This window comes from Cellulomonas sp. SLBN-39 (assembly GCF_006715865.1).
Lineage (GTDB): Bacteria > Actinomycetota > Actinomycetes > Actinomycetales > Cellulomonadaceae > Cellulomonas.
This window is the reverse complement of the sequence record NZ_VFOA01000001.1, coordinates 2,013,423-2,038,262: the sequence shown is the minus strand read 5'-3', so window position 1 is coordinate 2,038,262 and position 24,840 is coordinate 2,013,423. Positions and strand designations below refer to the sequence as shown.

General features: G+C 75.6%; 21 protein-coding genes and 1 tRNA gene. 8 read left to right on the top strand and 14 right to left on the bottom strand.

Annotated features, from left to right (window positions below; translation table 11 throughout):
* Nucleotides 1–4: 4 nt before the first annotated feature.
* Together FBY24_RS09510 and FBY24_RS09505 are read left to right on the top strand one after the other, a co-directional pair.
* A complete protein-coding gene (locus FBY24_RS09510) occupies nt 5–967 on the top strand; it encodes a metallophosphoesterase (protein ID WP_142160088.1) in 963 nt (320 codons plus the stop codon).
* Nucleotides 968–1,045: 78 nt separating this feature from the next.
* Nucleotides 1,046–1,119: transfer RNA gene (locus FBY24_RS09505), tRNA-Pro, on the top strand.
* A gap of 233 nt (nt 1,120–1,352) precedes the next feature.
* Here the strand turns inward: FBY24_RS09505 and FBY24_RS09500 are convergent.
* From FBY24_RS09500 to FBY24_RS09445, 12 genes are all read right to left on the bottom strand, one after another.
* Nucleotides 1,353–2,279: a DUF4097 family beta strand repeat-containing protein gene (locus FBY24_RS09500; RefSeq protein ID WP_142160086.1), complete on the bottom strand. Its 927-nt coding sequence runs from the start codon at nt 2,277–2,279 to the stop codon at nt 1,353–1,355.
* Nucleotides 2,276–2,959 (bottom strand): response regulator transcription factor, encoded by a 684-nt coding sequence (locus tag FBY24_RS09495; RefSeq protein WP_142160084.1) that lies wholly within the window; start codon nt 2,957–2,959, stop codon nt 2,276–2,278. Before FBY24_RS09495 ends, FBY24_RS09500 begins: the two co-directional genes overlap by 4 nt.
* Nucleotides 2,947–4,386 (bottom strand): histidine kinase, encoded by a 1,440-nt coding sequence (locus FBY24_RS09490; protein WP_142160082.1) that lies wholly within the window; start codon nt 4,384–4,386, stop codon nt 2,947–2,949. The genes FBY24_RS09495 and FBY24_RS09490 overlap by 13 nt, the downstream gene beginning before the upstream one ends.
* Before the next feature lie 185 nt (nt 4,387–4,571).
* Entirely contained in the window at nt 4,572–7,118 is a 2,547-nt protein-coding gene (locus FBY24_RS09485; protein ID WP_142160080.1) for a glycoside hydrolase family 48 protein, read from the bottom strand.
* A gap of 295 nt (nt 7,119–7,413) precedes the next feature.
* Nucleotides 7,414–8,220 (bottom strand): ABC transporter permease, encoded by an 807-nt coding sequence (locus FBY24_RS09480; RefSeq protein WP_142160078.1) that lies wholly within the window; start codon nt 8,218–8,220, stop codon nt 7,414–7,416.
* A gap of 1 nt (nt 8,221) precedes the next feature.
* Nucleotides 8,222–9,250, bottom strand: coding sequence for an ABC transporter ATP-binding protein (locus FBY24_RS09475; protein ID WP_142160076.1), 1,029 nt, complete (start codon nt 9,248–9,250; stop codon nt 8,222–8,224).
* Between the two features lie 247 nt (nt 9,251–9,497).
* Entirely contained in the window at nt 9,498–10,241 is a 744-nt protein-coding gene (locus FBY24_RS09470; RefSeq protein ID WP_142160074.1) for a hypothetical protein, read from the bottom strand.
* Between the two features lie 17 nt (nt 10,242–10,258).
* Nucleotides 10,259–10,999 carry a hypothetical protein gene (locus FBY24_RS09465; RefSeq protein ID WP_142160072.1) on the bottom strand — a complete coding sequence of 247 codons (741 nt, stop codon included), beginning with the start codon at nt 10,997–10,999 and terminating at the stop codon, nt 10,259–10,261.
* Nucleotides 10,996–11,931 (bottom strand): ABC transporter ATP-binding protein, encoded by a 936-nt coding sequence (locus tag FBY24_RS09460; RefSeq protein WP_142160070.1) that lies wholly within the window; start codon nt 11,929–11,931, stop codon nt 10,996–10,998. The genes FBY24_RS09465 and FBY24_RS09460 overlap by 4 nt, the downstream gene beginning before the upstream one ends.
* Nucleotides 11,928–12,320, bottom strand: a complete 393-nt coding sequence (locus FBY24_RS09455; RefSeq protein ID WP_142160068.1) for a GntR family transcriptional regulator — start codon at nt 12,318–12,320, stop codon at nt 11,928–11,930. Before FBY24_RS09455 ends, FBY24_RS09460 begins: the two co-directional genes overlap by 4 nt.
* 157 nt (nt 12,321–12,477) lie before the next feature.
* Nucleotides 12,478–14,022, bottom strand: a complete 1,545-nt coding sequence (locus FBY24_RS09450; protein WP_142160066.1) for an AAA family ATPase — start codon at nt 14,020–14,022, stop codon at nt 12,478–12,480.
* Nucleotides 14,023–14,195: 173 nt separating this feature from the next.
* A complete protein-coding gene (locus tag FBY24_RS09445; protein WP_142163366.1) occupies nt 14,196–14,813 on the bottom strand; it encodes a GTP pyrophosphokinase family protein in 618 nt (205 codons plus the stop codon).
* A 586-nt stretch (nt 14,814–15,399) separates the two neighbouring features.
* On the opposite strand from FBY24_RS09445, the gene FBY24_RS09435 reads away from it, so the two are divergent.
* From FBY24_RS09435 to FBY24_RS09425, 3 genes are read left to right on the top strand one after another with little or no spacing between them, the layout of a single operon-like run.
* On the top strand, nt 15,400–17,400 hold the full coding sequence (locus FBY24_RS09435; RefSeq protein ID WP_142160064.1) for a serine hydrolase: 2,001 nt from the start codon (nt 15,400–15,402) through the stop codon (nt 17,398–17,400).
* A gap of 25 nt (nt 17,401–17,425) precedes the next feature.
* Nucleotides 17,426–18,688 carry a sensor histidine kinase gene (locus FBY24_RS09430; protein WP_160158478.1) on the top strand — a complete coding sequence of 421 codons (1,263 nt, stop codon included), beginning with the start codon at nt 17,426–17,428 and terminating at the stop codon, nt 18,686–18,688.
* Nucleotides 18,685–19,341, top strand: a complete 657-nt coding sequence (locus FBY24_RS09425) for a response regulator transcription factor (protein ID WP_142160060.1) — start codon at nt 18,685–18,687, stop codon at nt 19,339–19,341. The genes FBY24_RS09430 and FBY24_RS09425 overlap by 4 nt, the downstream gene beginning before the upstream one ends.
* A gap of 30 nt (nt 19,342–19,371) precedes the next feature.
* Here the strand turns inward: FBY24_RS09425 and FBY24_RS09420 are convergent, their stop codons facing one another.
* Together FBY24_RS09420 and FBY24_RS09415 are read right to left on the bottom strand one after the other, a co-directional pair.
* Complete coding sequence (locus FBY24_RS09420; RefSeq protein WP_142163364.1) at nt 19,372–20,430, bottom strand: aspartate-semialdehyde dehydrogenase; 1,059 nt, start codon at nt 20,428–20,430, stop codon at nt 19,372–19,374.
* A 2-nt stretch (nt 20,431–20,432) separates the two neighbouring features.
* Nucleotides 20,433–21,710, bottom strand: a complete 1,278-nt coding sequence (locus FBY24_RS09415; RefSeq protein WP_142163362.1) for an aspartate kinase — start codon at nt 21,708–21,710, stop codon at nt 20,433–20,435.
* A 199-nt stretch (nt 21,711–21,909) separates the two neighbouring features.
* On the opposite strand from FBY24_RS09415, the gene FBY24_RS09410 reads away from it, so the two are divergent.
* The 3 genes from FBY24_RS09410 (at nt 21,910) to FBY24_RS09400 (ending at nt 24,840) form a co-directional block, all read left to right on the top strand.
* The gene (locus FBY24_RS09410) at nt 21,910–23,040 is read left to right on the top strand and encodes an ABC transporter ATP-binding protein (RefSeq protein ID WP_142160058.1); all 1,131 of its coding nucleotides are present in this window, start codon (nt 21,910–21,912) and stop codon (nt 23,038–23,040) included.
* 5 nt (nt 23,041–23,045) lie between these two features.
* Nucleotides 23,046–24,188, top strand: coding sequence for an ABC transporter permease (locus FBY24_RS09405; RefSeq protein WP_142160056.1), 1,143 nt, complete (start codon nt 23,046–23,048; stop codon nt 24,186–24,188).
* A 142-nt stretch (nt 24,189–24,330) separates the two neighbouring features.
* Nucleotides 24,331–24,840 (top strand): GNAT family N-acetyltransferase, encoded by a 510-nt coding sequence (locus FBY24_RS09400; RefSeq protein ID WP_255432313.1) that lies wholly within the window; start codon nt 24,331–24,333, stop codon nt 24,838–24,840.

The window sequence follows — 24,840 nt, the reverse complement described above, 5'->3', positions numbered from 1 at the left end:
TCCGGTGACGTCGCTCCCCCGGACGGCCGCGCGCGCGGCCGGTGCCGTCGCGCTGGCCGGCGCCGCCGCCGTGGCGTGGGGCGCCCTCGTCGAGGTGCGCTGGTACGCGCTGCGTGAGGTCACCGTGCCCGTGCTGCCGCCCGGCCAGGACCCGCTGCGGATCCTGCACGTGTCCGACCTGCACCTGACGCCGTCGCAGCGCGACAAGGTCGCCTGGGTGCGGGACCTGGCCACGCTCGCCCCGCACCTGGTGGTCGACACGGGCGACAACTGGGCGCACCTGGACGCCATGCCAGCGCTCCTGCACGCCCTGGAGCCGCTCCTGGCCGTGCCCGGTGCGTTCGTCCTCGGCTCGAACGACTACCACGCGCCGTCGATGAAGAACCCGGCCCGCTACCTGCTGCCCGATGCGCGCGTGACCCGGAGCATCCAGCCCGCCGAGCTGCCGTGGCGCGAGCTGGTGACGCGCCTGACGTCCGCCGGGTGGCTCGACCTCGACAACCGCCGGGGCGCGCTGGAGGTCGACGGGCGGCGCCTGTCGTTCGTCGGCACCGACGACGCGCACATGAACCGGGACGTGTTCCCGCCGGCCGGCGGCCCGGACGACGTGCGCGGCACAGTCACCGACGGCCGCCCGGCGGTCGACCTGCACCTGGGCGTGACCCACGCGCCGTACCGGCGGGTGCTCGACGCGATGCACGCCGACGCGGTGGACCTGACGATCGCGGGTCACACGCACGGCGGCCAGCTCGCCGTGCCGTTCTGGGGTGCGCTGGTCACCAACTGCGACATCGACACCCGTCGCGCCAAGGGCCTGCACGGCTGGCCGGGCCCGCGCCCCGACGCCCGCGGCGGTTCCGGCTCGTCCTGGCTGCACGTCTCGGCCGGTCTCGGCACGTCACCGTACGCGCCCGTGCGCTTCGCGTGCCGCCCCGAGGCCACCCTCCTCACGCTCGTCCCGCGCTGACCGGGCGGGTGCGACCGGGGTCACCGCATTCCGGTTTCACTCCCGGGCGGCACGTCGGCTATCCTTGCCAGGCTCCACCGGGGTGTGGCGCAGCTTGGTAGCGCGCTTCGTTCGGGACGAAGAGGTCGTGGGTTCGAATCCCGCCACCCCGACAGACGAGAAGGCCCGTGATCAGCGGAAACGCTGATCACGGGCCTTCGCCGTTCCCCCACACCATGCCGGCCGCCCACCCCGGCCGACCGCTCCCACCGCACCGCACCGCCGGTACCCCACGCCCGCCGACCCCGTGATCAGTGCACCTGCCGGTCGGCGTGGCGCAACCGATCACGGGGTCGGCACCTGGTGGTGGGACCCACCGGGGGTGGGTGGGGCTGGGGCGGGTGGGTCAGGGGGCTGGGTTGCGGTAGGTGATGTCTCCGTCGCCCGTGCGGATCGTGACCGTGCGGGAAGCCGTCGGGTCCGTGGGGGCGTCGACGACGACGCGGCCGTCGCCCGTGACGGTGGTCAGCGCGACGGGCTCGCCGGTGCCGTGCACCGTCACGTCGCCGTCGCCAGAGGTCGCCTCGACGTCGCCGGTGACGGCTCGGACGTCCACCGTGCCGTCGCCGGTGCGCAGCACGACGTCGCCGCGCGCACCGTCGAGCAGGACGTCCCCGTCGCCGGTGCGGGCCTCCACGTCACCACCGGCGCCCAGCACGCGCAGCACGCCGTCGCCCGAGCGCGCGACGACCGCACCGGTGACCTCGGCGACCGTGACGTCCCCGTCACCCGTGTCCAGCCGCACGGCACCGTCCACGTCGGAGATGTCGACGCCGCCGTCCCCGGTGCGGGCCTCGACGTCACCGACCACGCCCGCGACCCGGACCTCGCCGTCGGACGTCCGGAGCACGACCTGCGTGCCGTCGGGCACCTGCACGGCCAGCGACCCGCTGCACGTGCCGCCGAAGAACCCCGGGGTGCAGCGGTGCTCGACGACGAGCCGGTCGGCGCCCTCCTGCACCGTGTACGACGGTCCGGTGAACCCGGCCCGCGCGGTGCGCGCGACGTCCACGCGCGCCCCCGGGGCGCCGCCGACCACGTCGACGTCGCCGTCCGCGACGAGCTCGACGACCGGGGCGGCGCCGTACGAGGCCGTGGCGCTCGTCGTCGTGGCGGTGAGGTGGTCCGCGAGCTGCACGCCGCCGAGCCCCACGACGAGCAGGCCCAGCCCGGCGCCGGTGACGGTCAGGGCCCGCGCCAGCGGCGACCGGGTCGGGGCGGCAGGCGGGCCGTCGACGAGGGCGGGCGTCGCGTCGGTGGTGGGCGTGCTCATCGGGGTGCTCCGTTCGGCGGGACCTGCGTGGTGCCGTGCTCGAGCCAGCGCAGCACGGCGAGCACGCGGCGGTGGTCGTCGGCGTCGGGCGGCAGGCCGAGCTTGGCGAGGATGGACGTGACGTGCTTCTCGACGGCGGGCAGGCCCACGACGAGCCGCTCGGCGACGGCCGCGTTGGAGCGGCCCTCCGCCATGAGCGCGAGGACCTCGCGCTCGCGGGGCGTGAGGTGCTCCAGGCCGGTGCTGCGGGTCCGGGCGAGGATCTGGGCCACCACCTCGGGGTCGATGACGGTGCCGCCGGACGCGATGCGGGCCAGCGCCCCGAGCAGCTCGTCGACGTCGGCGACCCGGTCCTTGAGCAGGTACCCCAGGCCGCGGACGTCACCGGCGAACAGCTCGGCGGCGTACCGCTGCTCGACGTACTGCGACAGCACGAGCACCGGGAGCCGGGGGTGCACGCTGCGCAGGTGCACGGCGGCGCGCAGCCCCTCGTCGGTGTGCGTCGGCGGCATCCGCACGTCGGTGACGACCAGGTCGGGCAGGGGCGTGGCAGGCTGGTCGAGCGCGGCCACGAGGGCGTCGGCCGTGGGCACGCCCTGCACCTCGTGGCCCTCGTCGACGAGCAGGCGGGTCAGGCCTTCGCGCAGGAGGACGGAGTCCTCGGCGATCACGATGCGCACGGCACCTCCACGGTGAGCCGGGTCCCGCGGCCGGCGGGGCTGTCGAGGTCGAACGTGCCGTCGAGGGCGGCGACGCGGGAGCGCAGACCGTCGAGGCCGCCCCCGGGTGCGGCGTCGGCGCCGCCGGTGCCGTCGTCGGCCACGGCCACCCGCAGCCGGCAGGGGCCGTCGTGCTCGACGAGCCCCGCCTCGACGACCACGCGGTCGGCGGCGGCGTGCTTGGCCACGTTCGTCAGCGCCTCGGCGACGACGAAGTAGGCGGCGGCCTGCGCGGCGGGCGTCGCCCGCGCCAGTGCACCCGGGTCCGGCACGACGACCCTCACGGGCACGGGCGAGCGCGCCGCCAGGGCGGACAGCGCCGCGTCGAGCCCGCGGTCGGTGAGGACGGCGGGGTGGATGCCGCGGACGAGGTCGCGCAGCTCGGCGAGGGTCTCCTTGACCTCCGCGTGCGCGTGCTCGAGCGCACCGGCCGCGGCGTCGGGGTCGCGGGACGCGCGACGTCGGGCCGCCCCGAGCTCGACGCCCAGCGCGACGAGCCGCTGCTGCGCGCCGTCGTGCAGGTCACGCTCGATGCGGCGGCGCTCGGCGTCGGCGGCCGCGACGGCCGCGGACCGGGTGGCCTGCAGCTCGTCGGCACGCGCCCGGGCGTGCACGGCCTCGTCCTGCGCCGCGTGGGTCGCGGCGCGGGCCCGGCGCAGCTCGTCGCGGGGCCCCGGGCCGAGCAGCGCACGGGCCAGGACGACGAGCAGCAGCGACGTGCCCTGCGCGGCGAGCGCGGCGCACCACACCAGCAGGATGCCGGCCACGACCGCGGCGCCCGCGAGCACGGGTGCGCCCACGCCGCCGAGGCCCGCGAGCGACGAGCGGGCGCCGTAGACGGGGAAGGCGACGGCGGCGAGGCCCGCACCGCCCACGGCCACGACGACCACGAACCCGGCCGTCGAGACGACCGTCGCGAGCAGCGCGTAGGCCTGGTGCGCCCAGCGGCGCCCGTCGGCCAGCACCGACCACCAGGTCGACCACCGCCACCAGCCGCGCCGCGGTGCGCGCCGGTACGCGGGCGCGTCGACGACGGCACCGGTCTGGGCGGCGAGCCGGGCCCGCTCGGCGGACGCGCACCAGCTGCCGACGACGAGACCGACGACGAGCATCGGGATGCCGACGCCCACGACGACGAGGCCCGCGGCGGTCACCGTCCAGCAGAGCGCGACCAGCCCTCCGGCCAGCAGCCACATCCAGCCGAGGACGACCTGGGCCAGCGCACGGCCCGAGGCCGGGTCGACGGGTGCGCGCCGCAGGTGCCGCGCCGAGACGAGCGCCGGGGCCACCACCGCGGCGTCCGCACGCAGGACCGTCGGTGCGGACGGCGGGTCGTCGGAGCCGGTCGCGGGTGCGGCACCCGGTGCGTGCGTGGTCGTCGTCGCCATACCCCGAACGTAGGTGCCGCGACAGCACCCGGAACACCGCGCACCCCCACGGGCCGGGGGTAGGGCTACCCCCCCGGACGTGCGAGGGGCCGGTCCCTCGTCGAGGGACCGGCCCCTGCTCCCGTCACGTCATGGGGTCGTGCCGGGGGTCGTCGGCCCGGGTCGTGCCTCCCGGGCCGTCCGGGTCACCCGACCGTGCAGGTCGAGCCGTTGACGGTGAACGCCGTGGGCGCCGGGTTCTGGCCCGGGTGGGAGCCGTTGAACCCGATGTCGACGGTCGCCCCCGGGGCGAGCGTGCCGTTCCACGCGGCGTTCGTCGCGGTCACGGTCGCGCCGGACTGCGACCACTGCGCGCTCCAGCCCTGGGTCACCTGCTGGCTGCCCGGGAAGGTGAAGCGCAGCGACCAGCCGTTCAGCGCGGACGTGCCCGTGTTGGTCAGGCGGATCGAGCCGGTGAAGCCCGTGTTCCAGCTGCTCGCCGTGTACGTCACGCGGCACGCCGCGCCGGGGGTCGGCGTCGGGGTGGGCGTGGGCGTCACGGAGGGCGTCGGCGTCGGGGTGACCGTCGGCGTCGGGGTCGGCGTCGGCGTCACGGTCGGCGTCGGCGTGGGCGTCGGGGTGACCGTCGGCGTCGGCGTCGGGGTGGGCGTCGGGCCGCCGTTCTCGAAGAGCCGCGAGTAGTCCGCCAGCGCCGCGGCGATCGCGGTCTGCGACCAGAAGCGGTGGTAGCTGAACTGCGGCGCGACCCCGGTGGCCAGGGCGGTCTCGACCTTGGACCACTGCGGGTCGTCCTCGTAGAACGAGCGGATGTCGAGGAACGAGACGCCCGGCTGGATCACGTCACCGTTGGGCATGGTGCCCCGCCAGGTCGACGGGATGTAGATGCCGTTGCCGCCGGCGGTGTACGTGTCGTCGAAGCGGAGGTAGTCCCCGCGCGTCTCGACGGCGCTGACGCCCAGGGGGTCCTGGTTGTGGGCCCAGATGGCGTCGAGCAGGCCCTTGGCGGCGTCACGGGACTCCGTGTCGCCCGAGCGGGCCGCGTAGAACAGCAGCGCGCGGGACACGTCGCCCGCCACGCCGACGTCCTGGCCGTAGCTCTTGACGGTGACACGCAGGTTCGCGTTGGCGCCCGGGTTGGCGGCGTTCCAGGTGTCGGGCTTGCCGCTCCAGGTCAGCTCGCTCGGCACCTTCCAGCTCGCACCGTCGGTGGAGATGTGGTCGACGACCCACGGGACCCACTTGTCGAGGATCGCCTTGGCCTGCGGGTCGCCCGACGCGTAGTACAGCTCGGCGACGCGCTGGACGCCCCACGCCTGCATGCCGAACCACTGGTTCGACGGCGGGTCGTGGTAGACGGGCGCCTCGGTGTAGCCCATGCCGTAGAACGTCGGCGTCCCGGCGGGCGGCGTGGCGTACGCGCCGTCCCAGCTGTTGGTCGCGCCACCGGCGATCGGGCCGTCGGCGGACTGCAGCCACCGGTAGAACTCGAGCTGACGCGTCTTGGACGCCGCCCAGTCGGACTTGGCCGTCGGCGAGTCCGGCGTCAGGGCCGGGTCGGTCGACAGCGCCCAGGCCGCGAGGGGGTTCTGGTAGCCGAAGTGCGCGTGCGAGGAGCCGATGCGCCACGCCCAGCCGGCGTTGGTGTCGGTCGCGCCGCCCCACGCCATGTACCAGGACAGCAGGTAGTGCGCGCTGCTCCTGCCGCTGCCCGCGGGGCACGACGGCGACGTGCAGCCGATCTGCTTGAAGTACTTGTCGAAGAGCGTGTACCGCAGGTAGTCGCCCATCTTGGCGGCCTTCTCGACGATCGACGCCACCTGCGCCTGCTTGCCCTGCGCGGTCGCCCACTGGTTGGCCCAGTAGACGGCCTCGACGGCACGCGCGTCCGCGTCGGACGCGGACGTGTACTTCCACTGCTTGGCGTACGACGCGTCACCCGTGAACAGGTCGAGGTAGCCGTTGCGCCCGCCGAACGTGAAGTCGTCGCAGGTGGGCTGCGGGACGGTCTCCCAGACGGACTCCTGCGCCCCGCGCTGGAAGGTGTTGATCAGCGAGACGCCGTCGTGCGACGGGCCGAGCTGGCAGCCGGGCCCGGGGGCGTTGCCGTAGCCGTAGACGTTGTCGACGTCGGCGAGCCAGTGCATCTGGTAGATGTCCCGGTTGCCGTACGTGGCCGCGAGCTCGCCGGCGATGGGGTCCTGGCCGACGGTGACGCCCGTGTTGAGCTGCGACGGGTAGCTGCTCGGGTGGTTGAACTCGGGCGCGTACGTCGCCGGCTTGGACGCGTTGTAGAAGGAGTTCGTGGGCTGGTCCGCCTGCTGGGGGATCATGTACTCCTCCATGGTCGCCCAGGCCTCGTTGATCGGCGCCCAGTCGCCGGTCACCTGGCCGTAGAGCGCCTCGAGCCAGATCCAGTACGAGTAGGCCTCGGACGTGGTCATGTGCCCGTGGTCGGGAGCCTCGACGATGAGGGTCTCGACGGAGTGGTACGGGATGCCCTGCGGGCTGAAGTACCCGTTGTCGGGGTCCTTGATCTTGTCGTACTGCGCGAGGAAGCGCTGGGCGTACTCGTCGGAGACGAGGGCGGCGCGCACCGGCGACGACTGCACCGTCGTCGTGGCGGGGCCCGCCAGGGCGGTCGCGGTCGAGGCGGCCGCGACGCCCACGAGCGACGCGGCGGTCAGGACGGCCCAGGCCGCCCGGACGGCGCGCCGTCGGGTCGATGAGGACATGTTCCGTACCTTTCTGGCGCGCGGCCCCACGCGCCGCGGCTGCCTCGGTGCAGCCGCGGACCTGGCCTCGTCGCCGGTCGTGCAGGACGCTCGACGCACCGGCTCGCGTCGCTGCGGGCCGGTGCGTCTGGACGCGCCCACGATGCTCAGCGGGCGCACAGGTGGTCCAGGGGCGAAGCGTTTAAGGAGCCGCAACTGGTGGGAGCGTGCCCATGCGCGACGGCGCCCCACGCACCGGGCCCCTCCTCCCGGTGCGTGGGGCGAGCGCGTCAGGCGGCCCGCGCGGGGGCCGCCGTCACGTCCAGCGGAACAGGCGCGCCGCCAGCGGCAGCCCCACGACCGCCCAGGCCGCCATGACGAGCACCTCCTGCCCGGGGAACGGCAGGCCGAACCAGGCCGCCGTCATCGCCTGCGTGGCCGCGCCCAGCGGCGTGAGGACCGCGATCTGCGCCACCACGTCCGGCATGATCGGCAGCGGCAGCCACACCCCGGCGAAGAACAGCGACACGAAGTACAGCGTCATGCCCCAGCCGTTGGCGGCCGCCGCCGTCGGGGCCCGTGCGGCGACGAGCGAGCCGAGCGCGAACGCCGCGAAGACCGCGAGGACCAGCACGCCCACCAGCAGCAGCGGCTGCCGCGGCGGGGCGATGCCCAGCACCAGCAGGCCGCTGACCACCGCGAGCGCCGCGGCCGCGAGCAGTGCGACCAGGTTGACCAGCACCTGCGCCACCAGCAGGCGCGCGGGCCCGACGGGCGTGGTCGACAGACGGCGCAGCACGCCCCGCTGCCGGTAGGTGGCGACGACGGAGGGGAAGGTCGACAGCGCGACGGTGGCGACCGCCAGGCTCAGGACCGTCGGCGTGTAGCCGGCGATGGCCGTGAACTGCGAGAGCGTCGGGTCGTCGGGCTGCAGCGGCTCGTCCGCCCAGGGCATCACCAGGCCGAGGACCGTGAGGACGAGCGCGGGGAACACCAGCGCGAAGAACAGCACCGACGGGTCGCGCACGAACAGGCGGGCCTCGACGGCGACCATGCGGGCGAGCGGGCGGGCGCGGCCGGTGCGGGGGCCGGCGGGGCGCAGGGCGGTGGCGGGCGTGGACATGTCAGGCCTCCGGGGTGGTCGTGCGGCGGGCGCCTGCGACGGCGGGGGTGCGGCGGCCACGGGTCGTGGCCGGGGCGGCGCCGCCCGCGGGCGGGGCGCCGTCGGTGGCGGTGAGGGTGACGAACGCGTCCTCGAGCGACGCGCGCTCCAGGTGGACGTCGGCGACGCGCACGCCGCGCCGGTCGAGGGCGACGAGGACGTCCTGGACGAGCGCTCCCCCGCCCCGGACGGTGAGCACGCCGTCGGCGACGGCGGCGTCGGTCACGTCGGGCACGCCGGCGAGCGCGCCGAGCAGCACCTCGTCCGCCTGCGGCACGTCGGGGCGGGCGCGCAGGACCTGCTCGCCGTGGGCGAGCGCGACGATCTGCGCGGGCGTCCCGACGGCGGCGACGCGGCCGCCGGCGATGAGGGCGATCCGGTCGCAGAGGCGCTCGGCCTCCTCCATGAGGTGCGTGACCAGCATGATCGTGACGCCGGCGTCGCGGATCGCCTCGACGACCGCCCACGTCTCGCGGCGGGCGTGCGGGTCCAGGCCCGTGGTGAGCTCGTCGAGGATCGCCAGCTCGGGGCGCCCGACGAGCGCGAGCGCGACGGACAGGCGCTGCTTCTGCCCGCCGGACAGGTCCTTGAACGCGGCGTCGGCCTTGGTGCGCAGCCCGAGCAGGTCGAGCAGGTCCGCGGGGTCGGCGGGGTCGGCGTAGAACGACGCGTACAGGTCGAGCGCCTCGCGCACGCGCAGGCGGTCGGGCAGCGCGCTCTCCTGGAGCTGGAGGCCGACGCGCTCGTGCAGGGCGGCGGCGTCGCGCGTCGGGTCGAGGCCGAGCACCTCGACGGTGCCGGCGTCGGGGGTGCGCAGGCCGGCGATCATCTCGACGGTCGTCGTCTTGCCGGCACCGTTGCGGCCCAGGACACCGTAGATCTCGCCGCGGCCGACCGTGAGGCTGACGTCGGTCACCGCGCGGGTGCGGCCGTAGGACTTGCTCAGGTGCTCGGCCCGGACGACGGGGCCGGCGGGGTCGGTGGTGCTCATGCGTCCTCCTTCAGGACGGGCGCGGGGCCCGGGTGGGCACCGTGCGCGGGGCGGGGCTCGTGGGGCGGGGCTCGTGGGGCAGGGTGCGCGCGGGTGCGGGGTGCTGCGGGGCCGGGGGTGCGGCTCCGTGGGGACGGGTGCTACAGCTGTGCGGCGGTGCTGCGCGGGGAGGGCCGTGCGACGGGTGGTGCGGTCGGGGTGGCGCGCTCGGGGTCGTGCTGTCGGGTCGTGCTGTCGGGTCGTGCGGTCAGGTGGTGCGGACGGTGGCGCCGCGGACGAGCACGGCGTACGCCGCCGCGACGGCGGCGCCGAGGAGGGCCGTGCCGAGCACGTGGGCGGGGGCCACGGACGCCTCGGGCAGCCCGCGGAGCAGGCCGTCGTCGGTGCCGTTGAGGGCCTGGGCGAGCAGCAGCGGGCCGACGGTCAGCGGCAGGGCGAGGGTGCCCCACCAGCCGCCGGTGCGCAGGTAGACGATGCCGACGAGCAGGCCGGACAGGTTGGCGAGCACGAGGACGGGGCCGAGCTCGGCGAGGAGCGCGCCGACCGTGGCGTGCGGGCCGGGCAGCAGGGTGTCCGTGATCCGCGCGTCCCAGCCGAGGGCGCCGTGCAGGGCCCGTTCGGCCAGGACGAGCACGGTCATCACGACGGTGTGGCCGGTGCCGACGACGAGCGCGGCGACCAGCGTGGCGCGCACGAACGAGCGGCGGGTCATCCCGGCCGCGACGTGCACCCGCAGGTAGGTCGCCACGAGGGCGATCGTCAGGGAGAACGGGAACCAGATGGCGCCCTGCCGGGCGAACGCGATCACGGCGACGTCGACGGAGCCGGCGACCCGGGCCGCGACGACCGTGCCGACCGTGGCGCCGACGAGCACGACGACCCAGAACCAGGCGCCCAGGGTGACCGTGAGCGTCAGCGGCATGCGCAGCGCGTGGCGGGCGGGGGACGGCACGCGCGCGGGCAGCGGGAGGGACGGGGCGACGGTGCTCATCGGGCGCTCCTGACGGGTCAGCGGGGCGTGCGCACGGGCGCCGTGCGGGCCACGAGGGCGTAGGCGGTGGTGACCAGGACCGCGGCGACGGCGGCGCCGACGAGGTGGGTGGTCGTGGACGTCTGCGCCCACAGGCCCACCGGCAGGGGGCCGAACCAGCCGCTCCAGATGCCGAGGGTGAGCAGCACCGGACCGACGGTCAGCGGCAGGGTGAGCGTCCCCCACCAGCTCCCGCCGCGCTGGTAGACGGTGCCGACGAGCAGACCGGCGAGGTTGGCGACGACGAAGCCGGGGCCGTACTCGACCAGCAGGGGCAGGACGGTGGCGCCGGTCCCGGGCAGGCCGCGCTCGGTGATCTCGAAGCCCCAGCCGAGCGCGGCGTGGACCTGCCGCTCGACCGTGAGCGCGGCGACCATCACGACGGTGTGCACCAGCCCGGTCGCGACCGCGGCGACGACCGTGGAGCGGAGGAAGGTCCGGCGGGTCAGACCGGCCGCCACGTGCACGCGCACCAGGGAGGCCAGCAGGACCGCCTGCGAGAACGGGAACCACGTGGCGGCCTGGCGGGCGTACGCGACGACCGAGACGTCCACCGAGCCCGAGGAGCGCAGGATCGACACGCTCACGATGACGACGGCCACGAGGACGATCGCCCAGAACCAGAGCGCGAGGACGGCGGCGGTGCGCAGCTGCCGGGCGAGCGCGTGCCCGACGGGCGACCGGCGGACCACCGGGGGCGTGGCGACGGCGGTGGTCATCGCGTCCCCCCGGCGGGTGCGTCGGTGCGGGTGGCGGGCGCGGCGCCGTCGCGGCGGCGCGGGTCGGTCAGGTGCACGAAGAGGTCCTGCAGCGGCACGGGGCCCAGCTCGAGGCCGGCGGCGCGGGCACGGTCGACGTCGGTCGCGTCCAGCGCGCCGCGGAGCGTGACCTGCGACGTGCGGCCCAGCCGCTGCGTGCCCAGCACGGTGCGCCCGGCGACGAACGCGTCCACCGCGTCGGCGGGGCCGGTGACGGAGACGCCCTCGGCGCGCAGCGAGTCGGCGTCCTGCACGAGCAGGACCTTCCCGCGGTCCAGCACGACGACGTCCTCGACGAGCCGCTCGATCTCCTCGATGAGGTGGCTGGACAGCACGATCGTGCGGGGGTGGGCCAGGTAGTCGGCCAGCAGGGTGTCGTAGAACGCGTAGCGGCTGGGGGCGTCGAGGCCGAGGTGCACCTCGTCGAGGACCGTCAGCGGCGCCCGGCTCGCGAGTCCGAGGGTGATGCCGAACGCGGACTTCTTGCCCCGGGACAGCTTGGCGGGCTTGCTGCGGGGGTCGAGCTCGAACAGGTCCACCAGCTCGGCGGCGAACGCGCGGTCGAACGTGGGCCGGGCCCCGGCGAAGAACGCGAGGTTGTCGGCGATCCGCACGTCGTCGAGCACGTCGCCGGACTCCCGGACGAGGCAGACGCCGGGTGCGGTGCGCTCGTTCTCCCAGGGGTCCTCGCCGTCGACGCGGACCTGCCCGGACGTGGGGCGGCGGAACGCGGCGAGCAGGGAGCCGAGCGTCGTCTTGCCCGAGCCGTTGCGCCCGAGCAGGCCGGTGATCGTGCCGGCGCGGATCTCGAGGTCGACGCCGTCGAGGGCGACGGTGCGGCCGAAGCGCTGCGTGACGCCGTGGAGCGTGACTCCGTAGCCGGGCGTGCTCATCGTGCGGCCTCCTCGTCCAGGGTGGGGGCACCGGCGGCGGCGCGCCGGCGCAGGCGGGCCACGACGTCCTCGACGTCGATGCCGAGCACGAGCGCGGCGTCGGCGACGGGGTCGACCGTGTCGGTGAAGAAGGACTCGCGACGCTCGGCGAGCAGCTGCTCGCGGGCTCCCGCCGTGACGAACATGCCGACGCCGCGCCGCTTGTAGAGCACGCCCTCGTCGACGAGCTGGGCGAAGGCCTTGGCCGCGGTCGCCGGGTTGATCCGGAACGTCGTGGCGTACTGGGTGGTCGACATGACCTGCTCCTCGGGCTGCAGGGCCCCGGTCAGGACGTCCTGCCGGATCTGGTCCGCGATCTGCAGGTACACGGGGTCACGACCGTCGAACATGGCGACCCTCCCTGCGTGTTCTGTGGTTCATTACATGACTAATGAACCACAGAACCCGAGGCGGCACAAGAGCGACCTCGCCGCACGCACGACGACGCCCGCCGGTGCGGTCGCAGGGACCGCCCCGACGGGCGTCGTCGATCGGGCGAGGTGCGGGTCAGCGCTCCGCGGAGAGCAGGTCGGACGTCGCCGGACCCAGCGCGGAGAAGACCCCGCTGACGTGCGACGCCGCGAACAGGTACGACCGCCGGGTCGCCGCCCCGAGCTCGTCGTACACGATCGGGCCGCCGCCACCGATCCGCGCGTCGGTGGGGATCTGCACCACCGCGGCGGTCTGCTCCTCGAACCACGCCTTCCACGACCGCACCTGCGCCGGCGTCGTGCCCGCGCCCCACGGGCCCGTGACCACGGTGACAGCCCGCTCGACGAGGTCGTCCCGGCCCATCTCGCGCAGCTGGTCGACCAGGCGCCCCGCCGTGACGACCTTGTCCTCCGCCCACGACACCGGGATCACCAGCGCGTCCGCCACCGCGAGCGCCGCCATGAACCCCTCCGCGCGCGGGTTGTTGCCGGTGTCGACCACCAGCACGTCGTAGTACCGCTGCAGCACGTCGTGCAGGCGCGCGAACCCGGCCGCGTCGATCTGCGACATGCGGCGGGGGTCCTCGTCCGACGGCAGCACGTGGAAGTTGCCCGACTCCTGCGCGCGCACGACGGCACCGAGGTCGCCGCGGCGCGCGCCGCGGCTCTCGAACTCGTCGAGCTTCTCCAGCAGGTCGACGACCGTCGCGGGCGTCGCGGTCCCCTCGGTGCGCAGACCCAGGGTGCCGAGCGTCTCGTTGGCGTCCCACGCGAGCACGCCGCCGCCGCGCACGTGCCCGAAGGTCGCCGCCAGCCCGATCGCCGTGGGCGTCTTGCCCGAGCCGCCCTTGGGGTTGGCGACGACCACCGTGCGCGGACCCTGCCAGCGGGTGCGCACCGCGGTCGCGGCCTCGATGACCGCGCGCTCGCGGGGACCGGGCTCGAGGTCGATGACGCCGCGGGTCGCGCGGCGCAGGAACCCGCGCCAGCCCGTGGCCGCAGGGCGGCGCTGCGCCGGGTCGGCGACGACGACGAGATCGGCGGACGGGCGCACCACGCGCACCGGCTCGGGCTCGATGACGACCGGGGGGACGACCTCGGGCTCCGCGGGCGCCCCGGACGCGGACGAGCCGGGCACCACCACCGGCTCGAGCGGCACCGACGACCCGGGCACGACGACCGGCTCGGGGTGGTCGGTCGCCGCCGTGCGGCCCTGCGCGTGCGGGCCGAGCTGCGGGCCGACGACGGGCGCGGGCTCGGGCACCGGGCCGAGCGGGACCGGGCTGACCACCATCGTCGCCGGGACGCCCGGCTCGACGACCTGGTCGAGCGACGGGCCCACGAACCGGCTCCGCGGCACGCGGGTGCCGCGCGGCGGCGTCACGACGGCGGGCTCGTCGGCGGCCGCACCCGCGCCGTCGGGCTCGTCCGCGTCGAGCGGCGGGACCGCCTCGAGCACCACGGTCTCCCCGGCGAGGGGCCGGGCCGGCCGGGCCCCGGTCTCGTCGGCACCCTCCGGGTCGGGGCCGCCCGCGAGGCCGAACACCAGGTCGGCGAGATCATCACCGTGCTCGAGCCCGTCCGTCCGCCCGACCGTCGACCCACGCTGCTGACGTCCCACCGCTGCCACCTCTTCCGCGCCTCACCCGCTCGCCCGCGGGACGGCGCACGCCGACCTCACGAGGATGGGCACCGGACCGAGGCGCCCCCGGCAGGCTAGCCGAACACGGCAAAGCGGGAGCATCCGGACACAGGACCTCCACGTGTTCGTCCGGCGGCCCCCTCGTCGCCGGGTCAGCGCGGGTCGGTGCCGCGCAGCTCGTCGCGCAGGCGGCCCATGCGCGCGTCGAGCTCGGCCGCGACCCGCGCCGCGTCGTCGAGCTCGGCCACCAGGTGCGCCGGGACCTCGCGGTCGTACTTGTAGTACAGCTGGTGCTCGACGCTGGCCCAGAAGTCCATGGCGATGGTGCGGACCTGCAGCTCGACGTGCACGTGCTCCGTGCGGTCCGACAGGAACACCGGGATCCGCACGATCAGGTGCAGCGACCGGTACCCGTTGGCCTTGGGGTGCGCGATGTAGTCCTTGACCTCGACGACCTCGACGTCGGGCTGCCGCGCCAGCATGTCGACCACCCAGTACGCGTCGGAGACGAACGAGCAGGTGATCCGGATGCCGGCGACGTCGCGGATGCGCTCGCGGATCGCGGGCAGCGTGGGGTCGCAGCCGGTGCGGCGGACCTTGTCGAGCAGGGAGTCCATCGACTTCAGCCGCGAGCTCACGTGCTCGATGGGGCTGTGGTCGTGGGTGTGCTCGAACTCCTCGCGCAGGATGTTGACCTTGGTCAGCACCTCGTCGATCCCGAACTGGTAGTGCAGCAGGAACCGCGTCAGCTCGCGCTGCAGGGCGCGCATGCGCTCGGCGAACGCCGCGGGGTCCTGACCGAGCAGGTCCGGGGCGCGGCGCGCCACGATCTGGGCGAGCGCCCGCTCGCCGCCCGCACCCTCGGGGTCGTGCGCAGTCCCGACGTCCACCGATCCGTCACCCACACGCTGCCCAACGCACCACCCCACCCACCCGTTCCGCCCCCGCCGCCGGCTCCCCGCCGGACCACCCACCTCGCCGACCCCGTCATCGATGGCGCACCCACCGGGACATCGGCCAGGGATGACGGTCTCGACGACCGGGCGCCACGGACCCCACCTCGCCGACCCCGTCATCCCTCGCGCACTCCGCCGAGGCGGCGCCACCGATCACGGGGTCGGCGGGGGGTGGGGTGGGGACGGGGGTGGGGGTGGGCGGGTGGGGGTGGCGACGGGGGTGGGGGTCGGCGGGTGGGGGCGGGTGGGTGGGTCCGGGGGTGGAGGGGCATCCACCGGAGGTCGCAAGCGGGGTTGGGCGGTGCGGGCGAAGACGCGCGGGCAGGCCGCTGAGCAGCATGGACGCAGGTCACGAGCACCGCCCCGGGGACAACCCGGGCCTCGTGGCGCAGGAGGCCCCATGCGCACGCACCGCACCGCCCGCCGCACGTCCGCCGCCCTCGTGCTGCTCGCCGGCCTCGTCACGCTCACCGCGTGCACGGCCGCACCCACGGTGCCCGAGCCGCCACCGACGCACCCCGCGTCGACGGCCGGCCTCACGACCGCCGACGTCGACGCCTGGCTCGACGACACCCTGCCCGCCGCCCTCGAGGAGGGCCGGATCGCGGGTGCGACCGTCGCCGTGGTCGCCGACGGCGAGATCGTCACGGCCCGCGGGTTCGGGGTCGCCGACGTCGCCACGGGCGAGCCCGTCGACGCCGACGGCACCCTCGTCCGCCCCGGGTCGGTGTCCAAGCTGGTCACCGCCACCGCCGTCATGCAGCTCGTGGCGCAGGGCGACGTCGACCTCGACACGGACGTCGAGCGGTACACCGGTCTCGACCTCGGCCACGCGCAGCCCGTGACGCTGCGCCACCTGCTGACGCACACCGCCGGGTACGAGGAGCGGGTCGCCGGGCTGATCGGTGACGCCGGCACGGTCCCCGACCTGCGCGCGTCGCTCGTCACCGACCCGCCCACGCAGGTGTACGCGCCCGGCACCACGCCCGCGTACTCCAACTACGGCAACGCGCTCGCCGGGTACGTCGTCGAGGCCGTCAGCGGCCAGCCGTTCGAGGAGTACGTCGCCGAGCACGTGCTCGCCCCGGCGGGCATGACGTCGTCGTCGTTCGCGCAGCCGCTGCCGGACGCCCTGGCCGGCCGCGTCGCGCAGGGGTACGCCGGCACCGCGGACGACGCGCCGGTCGGCTTCGAGGTCGTCGGGCAGCCGCCCGCCGGGGCGCTGAGCGCGTCGACCACCGACATGGCCCGGTTCATGCTCGCCCACCTCGGCAGCCCCGTGACCGGGGAGGCCCTCCTGCCGGACGACGCCCGCACCCTCATGCAGCAGCCGGCCCTCGACGCGAGCACGCTCGGCGCGCTGGCCGCCGGGCCGCGGATGGGCCTGGGCTGGTTCGACGAGTCGCGCCACGGCCACCGCGTCGTCGGGCACGGTGGCGACACCACCGCGTTCCACTCGCACCTGCAGCTGTGGCCCGACGACGACGCGGGCATCTTCCTCTCGCTGACCAGCACGGGCACCGACGGTGCCGCGTACCTGCTGCGCGACGACCTGCTGGCCGCGTTCGCCGACCGCTACTTCCCCGCCGACGCACCCGCCGCGGGCACGGTCGACGACGCCACCCGCGCCGCGCACGCCCGCGCGCTGGCGGGGCCGTACGAGAGCACGCGCGGCTTCCGCTCGACGTTCCTCGCCGTCACCGGTCCCCTCCAGCCCGTGCGCGCGCAGGTCGTCGACGGCGACCGCGTGCTCTTCACCCCCGGCCCCGGCGCGCTCGGCGCCGGGCTGTACGAGGAGGTCGAGCCGTGGGTGTACCAGGAGGTCGGCGGCGACCGCCTGCTGGCCGTGCGCACCGACGACGCCGGGCAGGTCCGGCTCGTGGGGCACGACTCGGCGATGTCGCTGGTGCCGCTCACCCCGGCACGGCAGGCGGTCGTCCCGGTGCTGGCCGCCGGCACCGTGGTGCTCGTCCTGGCGCTGGTCGCGTGGCCCGTGGGTGCCGTGGTCCGGCGGGTGCGGGGTCGCCGCACGGGCCAGGAGGCGGGCCCCGGGGCGCCCGCCGTCGTCCCGGCCGCCGGTACCCGCGGGCTGCGCACGGCACGCACGCTGACCCGGACCGCCGCGCTCGCCGCGGTGCTCGCGCTCGTCGGCTGGGGTGTCGCGATCACGACGATCACGAGCCTCGCCGACCTGCCGACCGGCGTCCTCGTCGGCGCGCTGGCGCTGCAGTGGGTCGCGGCCGCGGGGGTGCTCGCGGCGGTGTGGCGGGTCGTCGCGGAGGTCCGCGGCCGCACGGGGTGGGCCCGGGCCGCGGCGGCGACGCTGGTGCTCGTCGCGCTCGGGGGCGTGACCTGGGTCGCGGCGACCTCCCACCTGCTGACGCCCGACCTGACGTACTGACGTGACCGGCGCGAGGATGTCCCCCGTGGCAGCGCCCTCGTCCCCCGCCCCCGGCGTCCTCGCGTCGCCGGGGGCGTGGTGGGACTCGCGGCTGACCCGGGCGGGTCTGCGGAGCCCGGTCGCCCGGGACGCGCTGCTGGCCGTGACGCTGGCGGCCGTCATGCTCGCGGGGATGCTGCTGACGGTGGCGCTGCTGCCCGGCGAGGACCTCGTCCGGCCCGCGGTCGCCCCCTGGGTCGTCGTGGTCGTGGTGCTCCAGAGCCTCGCGGTGGTGCTGCGCCGCGTGCAGGTGGTCGCGTGCGTCGCCGTGGTGGTCGCCTGCCAGGTCACCCTGGTGGCGCTCGCGCCGGACGCGTCGGTGCGGTCGCTCGCCCCGTTCGTCGCCGGGGCGAGCGCCGCCACGGTCCTGCCGGCCCGGTCGGCGGCACGGCTCGTGGGTGCCGCCGCCGCCGTGGAGGCCGCCGGCGCCCTGCTCCTGGCCGACGGCCTGCTCGCGGGCGGGCAGCACGCGCTGTCGGGGCTCGTGGTGTGGGGCGGGTCGCTGCTGGTGGGGCTGCACCTGGCGACGCGGCGGGCGCACCTGGCGCTCGTGCGCGAGCGGGCCGACGCCGCCGAGCGGGAGCGCGACGCCCGGGTGCACGCCGCGATCGCCGCGGAGCGCGCCCACCTGGCCCGCGAGCTGCACGACGTCGCCGCGCACCACCTGTCGGGGATGGTCGTCCAGGCGGCGGCCGTCGAGCGGCTCGTCGGCCGCGACCCCGACGCGGCCCGCGCGGGCGCGGTGTGGCTGCGCGACCAGGGACGCGAGACGCTCGACAACCTGCGGCAGGTCGTCGGCCTGCTGCGCTCCGACGACCGCGACGGCCTCGGCCCCCTGCCGGGCGTCGACGCCCTGGAGCACCTGGTGCGCACCGCGCAGGCCCTGGGCGACGACGTGACGCTGGTCCGCGACGACGACGCCACGGGGCTGCCGCCGCTCGCCGACGTCTCGCTGTACCGGGTCGCGCAGCAGGCCCTGACCAACGCCCGCCAGCACGCCCCCGGCGCACCGGTGCACGTCCGGGTCACCCGCACGTGCGACGTGGTCCTGCTCGACGTCGAGAACGGCCCCGCGTCCACGCCCGTGCGCGGGGACGACCGCGGCGGCACGGGTCTGCTCGCCATGCGGGAGCGGGCGGCGCTGGTGGGCGGCACGCTCGACGCGGGGCCGACGGCGGACGGAGGCTGGCGCGTGCACCTGCGCGTACCCGGCACGGACGGCCCCTCGGGGCCCGGAGGAGCGGCATGACCCGGGTGGTGCTGGTCGACGACCAGGCGGTGGTGCGCGCGGGGTTCCGCGTGCTGATCGAGGAGCACCCGGACCTCGAGGTCGTCGGCGAGGCGTCGAGCGGCCCGGACGCGGTGGCCGTGGTGCGCCGCACCCACCCGGACGTGGTGTGCATGGACGTGCGGATGCCCGGCGGCGACGGCCTGGCCGCGACCCGGCAGATCGTCGCCGACCGCGGCGAGGCCGACCTGCCGGCGGTCCTCGTGGTCACCACGTTCGACCTGGACGAGTACGTGTTCGGCGCCCTGGAGGCCGGGGCGAGCGGGTTCGTGCTCAAGGACTGCGACCCGGACGAGCTCGCCGACGCGATCCGTGCCCTGGCCCGCGGCGAGGCGACGGTCGACCGGTCGGTGACCCGGCGGGTGCTCGTCGAGTTCGCCCGACGACGCCCGGCACCGACGCCCGACGACGCCGGCTCGGTGCTCACGCCGCGCGAGACCGACATCGTGCGCCTGCTGGCGCAGGGCATGTCGAACGCGGAGATCGCGGCGGCGCTGGTCGTCGAGCCGTCGACCGTGAAGTCGCACCTGGGCCGGGCGATGACCAAGCTCGGCACGCGCGACCGCCTGCAGACGGTCGTGTGGGCCTACCGCACCGGGCTCGCCCGGCCCTGACCGTGGGGCCGGGCCGGGCGGGCGACCGGGTCAGCCCAGGCCGAACCGCCGGGACGCGAGGGCCTCGGCGATCTGGACCGCGTTGAGCGCGGCACCCTTGCGCAGGTTGTCGTTGCTGATGAACAGCGCGAGGCCGCGCCCGTCGGGGGCTCCCTCGTCCTGACGGATGCGCCCCACGAACGACGGGTCCTGCCCGGCGGCGACCAGCGGCGTCGGCACGTCCGCGAGCTGCACGCCCGGCGCGGACGCCAGCAGCTCGGTGGCGCGCTCGACCGTGATCGCCCGCTCGAACTCGGCGTTGACCGACAGCGAGTGCCCGGTGAACACCGGCACGCGCACGCACGTGCCGGACACCAGCAGGTCCGGCACGTCGAGGATCTTGCGCGACTCGTGCCGCAGCTTCTGCTCCTCGTCCGTCTCGTGCAGGCCGTCCTCGACGATCGACCCGGCCAGCGGGATCACGTCGAACGCGATGGGCGCGACGTACTTCTCCGGCGCGGGGAACGCCACCGCGGCGCCGTCGTGCACCAGGCCGAGGGTGTCCTGCTCGACGGCCGCGCGGACCTGGGAGTCCAGCTCGCGCGCCCCGGCCAGCCCCGACCCGGACACGGCCTGGTAGGTGGAGACGACGAGGCGGCGCAGCCCGGCCTCGTCGTGCAGCACCTTGAGCACGGGCATCGCGGCCATGGTCGTGCAGTTGGGGTTCGCGACGATGCCGATCTCGATCTCGTCGAGCGCCTGCGGGTTCACCTCGGACACCACGAGCGGCACGCGCGGGTCGCGCCGCCACGCCGAGGAGTTGTCGACGACGACCGCACCGGCCGCCGCGAACCGCGGCGCGTGCTCCTTCGACGTCCCGCCGCCCGCGGAGAACAGCGCCACGTCGATGCCCGACAGGTCCGCCGTCGCGACGTCCTCGACGACCACGTCGGTGCCGCGCCACGGCAGGGTCGTGCCCGCCGACCGTGCCGACGCGAAGTACCGGATCGACGCGACCGGGAAGTCCCGCTCGTCGAGCAGCCGGCGCATGACCGCGCCGACCTGCCCGGTCGCCCCGACGACCGCCACCCGCAGCCCGTTGCCCGCCATCGTCATCGCCCCGTCCCGCCGTACACGACGGCCTCGTCCTGCTCGGCGTCCAGGTCGAACGCGGTGTGCACGGCGCGCACCGCGTCGTCGAGCGAGTCCGCGCGCGTGACGACCGAGATCCGGATCTCCGACGTGGAGATCATCTCGATGTTGATGCCGGCCTCGGACAGCGCCGAGAACAGCTTCGCGGACACGCCCGGGTGCGACTTCATGCCCGCACCGACGAGCGAGAGCTTGCCGATGGTGTCGTCGTACTGCAGCGACGTGAAGCCGATGCCCGGCTGGTGCTCGGTGAGCGCCTGCGTCGCGGTCGCGCCGTCGGCGGCGGGCAGCGTGAACGAGATGTCGGTCAGGCCCGTCGCGGCGGCCGAGACGTTCTGCACGATCATGTCGAGGTTCACGCCCGCACCGGCGACGACCTCGAAGATGCGCGCGGCCTTGCCGGGCACGTCCGGCACCCCGACGACGGTGATCTTGGCCTCGCTGCGGTCGTGCGCGACGCCGGCGATGATCGGCTGCTCCATGGTGGTGTCCTTGGTCGGGTCGGGCTCGTCGGTCACGAGCGTGCCGGTGTGCGTCGAGAACGACGAGCGCACGTGGACCGGCACCTGGTAGCGGCGCGCGTACTCCACGCACCGCAGCATGAGCACCTTGGCGCCGCTCGCCGCCATCTCGAGCATCTCGTCGTAGCTGACGCGGTCCAGCTTGCGGGCGCTCGGCACGATCCGCGGGTCGGCGGTGAACACGCCGTCGACGTCGGTGTAGATCTCGCAGACGTCCGCCTTGAGGGAGGCCGCGAGCGCGACCGCCGTGGTGTCGGAGCCCCCGCGGCCGAGCGTCGTCACGTCGTTGGTCGACGGGTTGACGCCCTGGAAGCCCGCGACGATCGCGACCTCGCCGCGGGCGACCGTGTCGCGGATGCGGCTGGGCGAGACGTCGATGATCCGGGCCTTGCCGTACACCTCGTCGGTGATGACGCCCGCCTGCTGGCCGGTGAACGACTTGGCCTCGACGCCGAGGCTGTGGATCGCCATCGCGAGCAGCGACATCGAGATCCGCTCGCCGGCGGTCAGCAGGATGTCCATCTCGCGCTGCGGGGGCAGCGGCGTGACCTGCCGGGCGAGGTCGATGAGCTCGTCGGTGGTGTCCCCCATGGCCGACACGACGACGACGACGTCGTGGCCGGCCTTCGTCGTCGCCACGACCCGCTGGGCGACGCGCTTGATGCTGGCGGCGTCGGCGACGGACGAGCCGCCGAACTTCTGCACGATGAGGGCCACCGGACGGCTCCCGAGGTCGCGGGTCATGGACCTGGCGAGTCTAGGACGGGCCCAGGATGCGGACCTCCGCGGTTTCGCATGACGGACGCCAGGAGACCGCGGGCGCCCCGCGGCCCCGCCGGACGGAGGACGCGACGGGTGCGGACGTCAGACCCCGGGGGGACGCGGCGCCGTCCGCCGCAGGCCTAGCGTGACGACCATGTCCGGCGACGACGCACCCGCGAGCACTCCCCCCGACGACGCGTCGGGGGCCACGACCGACCCGACCACGACCGACCCGACCGCACCGGCGGCCGCGGCTGCCCCGGCTGCCCCGGCTGCCGCGACGACAGCCGTGCTCGCCCCGACGCCCGCCTCCCCCGGCGCGGTGCCGGGCATCGAGGCCCGCGGCGTGCGGCGCGCGTTCGGCTCCGTGCAGGCGCTCGACGGGGTCGACCTCGTCGCCCGTGCCGGCGCCGTGACCGCGCTCGTCGGGCCCAACGGCTCCGGCAAGACGACGCTGCTGCTGGTGCTCGCCGGCCTGCTCGTGCCGGACTCCGGGCACGTGCGCATGGCGGGCGCCGACCCGGTGGCCGACGGCGCCGCGGCCCGCGCCCGCACCGGGTGGATGCCCGACGCGTTCGGCACGTGGGACTCCCTGACGGCCCGCGAGGTGCTCACGACCTTCGCCGACGCGTACCGGGTGCCCCGCGCGCAGGTCCGCACCCGCGTGGACGAGCTGCTCGCCACCGTGCACCTCACCGAGTACGCCGACCGCCCCGCGGCGGTGCTGTCGCGCGGGCAGAAGCAGCGCCTGGGCCTGGCCCGCGCGCTCGTGCACGACCCGCAGGTGCTGCTGCTCGACGAGCCCGCCAGCGGGCTGGACCCGCGCTCGCGCGTCGACCTGCGCGTGCTGCTGCGCCGCCTCGCGGACGAGGGCCGGACTGTGCTGGTGTCGTCGCACGTGCTGTCCGAGCTGGAGGAGATGGCCGACGACGCGGTGTTCATCTCGCGCGGGCGCACCGTCGCGGGGCACGAGGCCGTCGACGCCGCCACCGCACGGCGCACCTGGCACGTGCGGGCCCTGTCCCGCACGGCGCTGACCGCCTGGCTCGACACGACCGGCGCCGCGTGGCGCCCCGACGACGCCCTGGGCCACCCGGGCACGGGGGCGCTCGCCGAGGGCGCGCCCGACGCGCCCGGCGGCGTGCTCATCGAGGTCGAGGGCGACGCCGGTGCGGCACGCCTCCTGGCCGACGCGGTCGCCGCCGGCGTGCCCGTGACCGCGCTCAGCCCCGCGGGCGGCGCGCTGGAGCAGGCCTACCTGGCCCTCGACGAGGAACGGCGGTGACGGGCATGTCGCAGGACGCTCCCCCGGTCGCACCCGCGCACCACGACGGTGCGGGCGTGCGGACCTGGTCCCTGACCTGGCACGGCGTGCGGACCGTCGTCGCGCTCGAGCTGCGCCAGCGCGTGCGCTCGTCGCGGTGGAAGACCGCGCTGGTCGTGTGGGTCGTCGTGGTCGGCGCGATCACGCTGCTCTCGTCGGGCGCGCTGTCGTGGATGCTCGGCGGCACGGGCGACGACCAGTCGCGCGGCCCGCTGCTGTTCATGATCGTCACGTTCCTCGTGCTCGGCCTGGGCCTGCTCGTCACGCCGACGCTGACCTCGACGGCCGTCAACGGCGACCGCGCGGCCGGCACCCTCGCGACCCTGCAGGTCACGCTGCTCTCGCCCGCGGAGATCGCGCTCGGCAAGCTGCTGGCGGCGTGGTTCTCCGCGCTGGCGTTCCTCGCGGTGAGCCTGCCGTTCCTCGTCCTGGCCGTCGCGATGGGCGACGTCGCCGTGCTCGCGCTGCCGCGCGTGGTGCTGCTCATCGCGCTGCTGCTGGCCGCCGTCTGCGGCATCGGCCTCGGCTGGTCGACGATCGCGGCACGGCCCGCCGGGTCGACGGTCCTGACGTTCCTCACGGTCGCGGGCCTGACGATCTTCACGCCGGTGTTCTTCGCGATCACGTACCCCGCGATCACGTCCACCGAGGAGGTCACGGTCTTCGGCGTGACCGACGAGATGTGGGAGGACTTCGACGACGCGAGCGGCTACCCGCAGTGCACGTACTTCCAGGACGTCCGCGACGTCGCGCACACCGAGCGCACCTCGTGGTTGCTCACGGTGAACCCGTTCGTCGTCGTCGCCGACGGCGCCGGGACCGGCCCGGCCAACGACCCGCGCAGCTCGGTGTACCGCGTCGACCCGACGGCCGAGCTGAGCCGCGGCGTGCGTGACCTGGCCGCCCCGCCGACCGCGATCGACGAGTGCTGGAGCTGGGGCGAGGGCGAGCCCACGCCCGCGGACCGGCCGGAGGTCACCGTCGGCGGCCCCGTGTGGCCCTGGGGCCTGGCCGTGAACCTGCTGCTCGGCGGCCTCGGCTTCGCCGTCGCGGTCCGCCGCCTGCGGATCCCGCAGCGCACCCTCGCCCGCGGCACCCGGGTCGCCTGACCCCCGAGCACCGGTCGCGCGCCCGCTGGAGGGGTGGGCGCGCGACCGGGAACACCCGGCGGTCGTCCGGCAGAGCTCTGAGCCAGTCGGCCCGGTCGGAATGCCGTGGCGCACCGGCGGCGGGGCGCAGGAGGGTAACGGCATGGACCACGTCTCGCTGAGGCCGTTGCAGGACTCCGACCCGGAACTACTGGAGGCGGCGTTCGCCGCGATCGGGTGGCACAAGCCGCAGGGGCAGTACCTGCGCTACCTGGCCGAGCAGCGGGCCGGTGCACGCCTGTGCGTCGTCGCCGAGGTGGACGGGACGTTCGCCGGGTACGGGACGCTGCGCCGGGAGTCCGACTACCCGCCCTTCCGGCAGGAGCGCGTGCCCGAGGTCGCGGACCTCAACGTCCTCCCGCCGTACCGGCGCCGGGGCGTCGGCACCGCACTGCTCGACGAGCTCGAGCACGAGGCCGGCGCGCACGGACCCCGCGTCGGCATCGGCGTCGGCCTCCACGCCGACTACGGGGCCGCGCAGCGGCTCTACGTGCAGCGCGGCTACGTGCCGGACGGGCGCGGCGTCATGCACCACGACCGCCCGGTCGCCCCGGGCGCCCTCGTCCCGCTCGACGACGACGCCACGCTCATGCTGGTCAAGGATCTGCGGTAG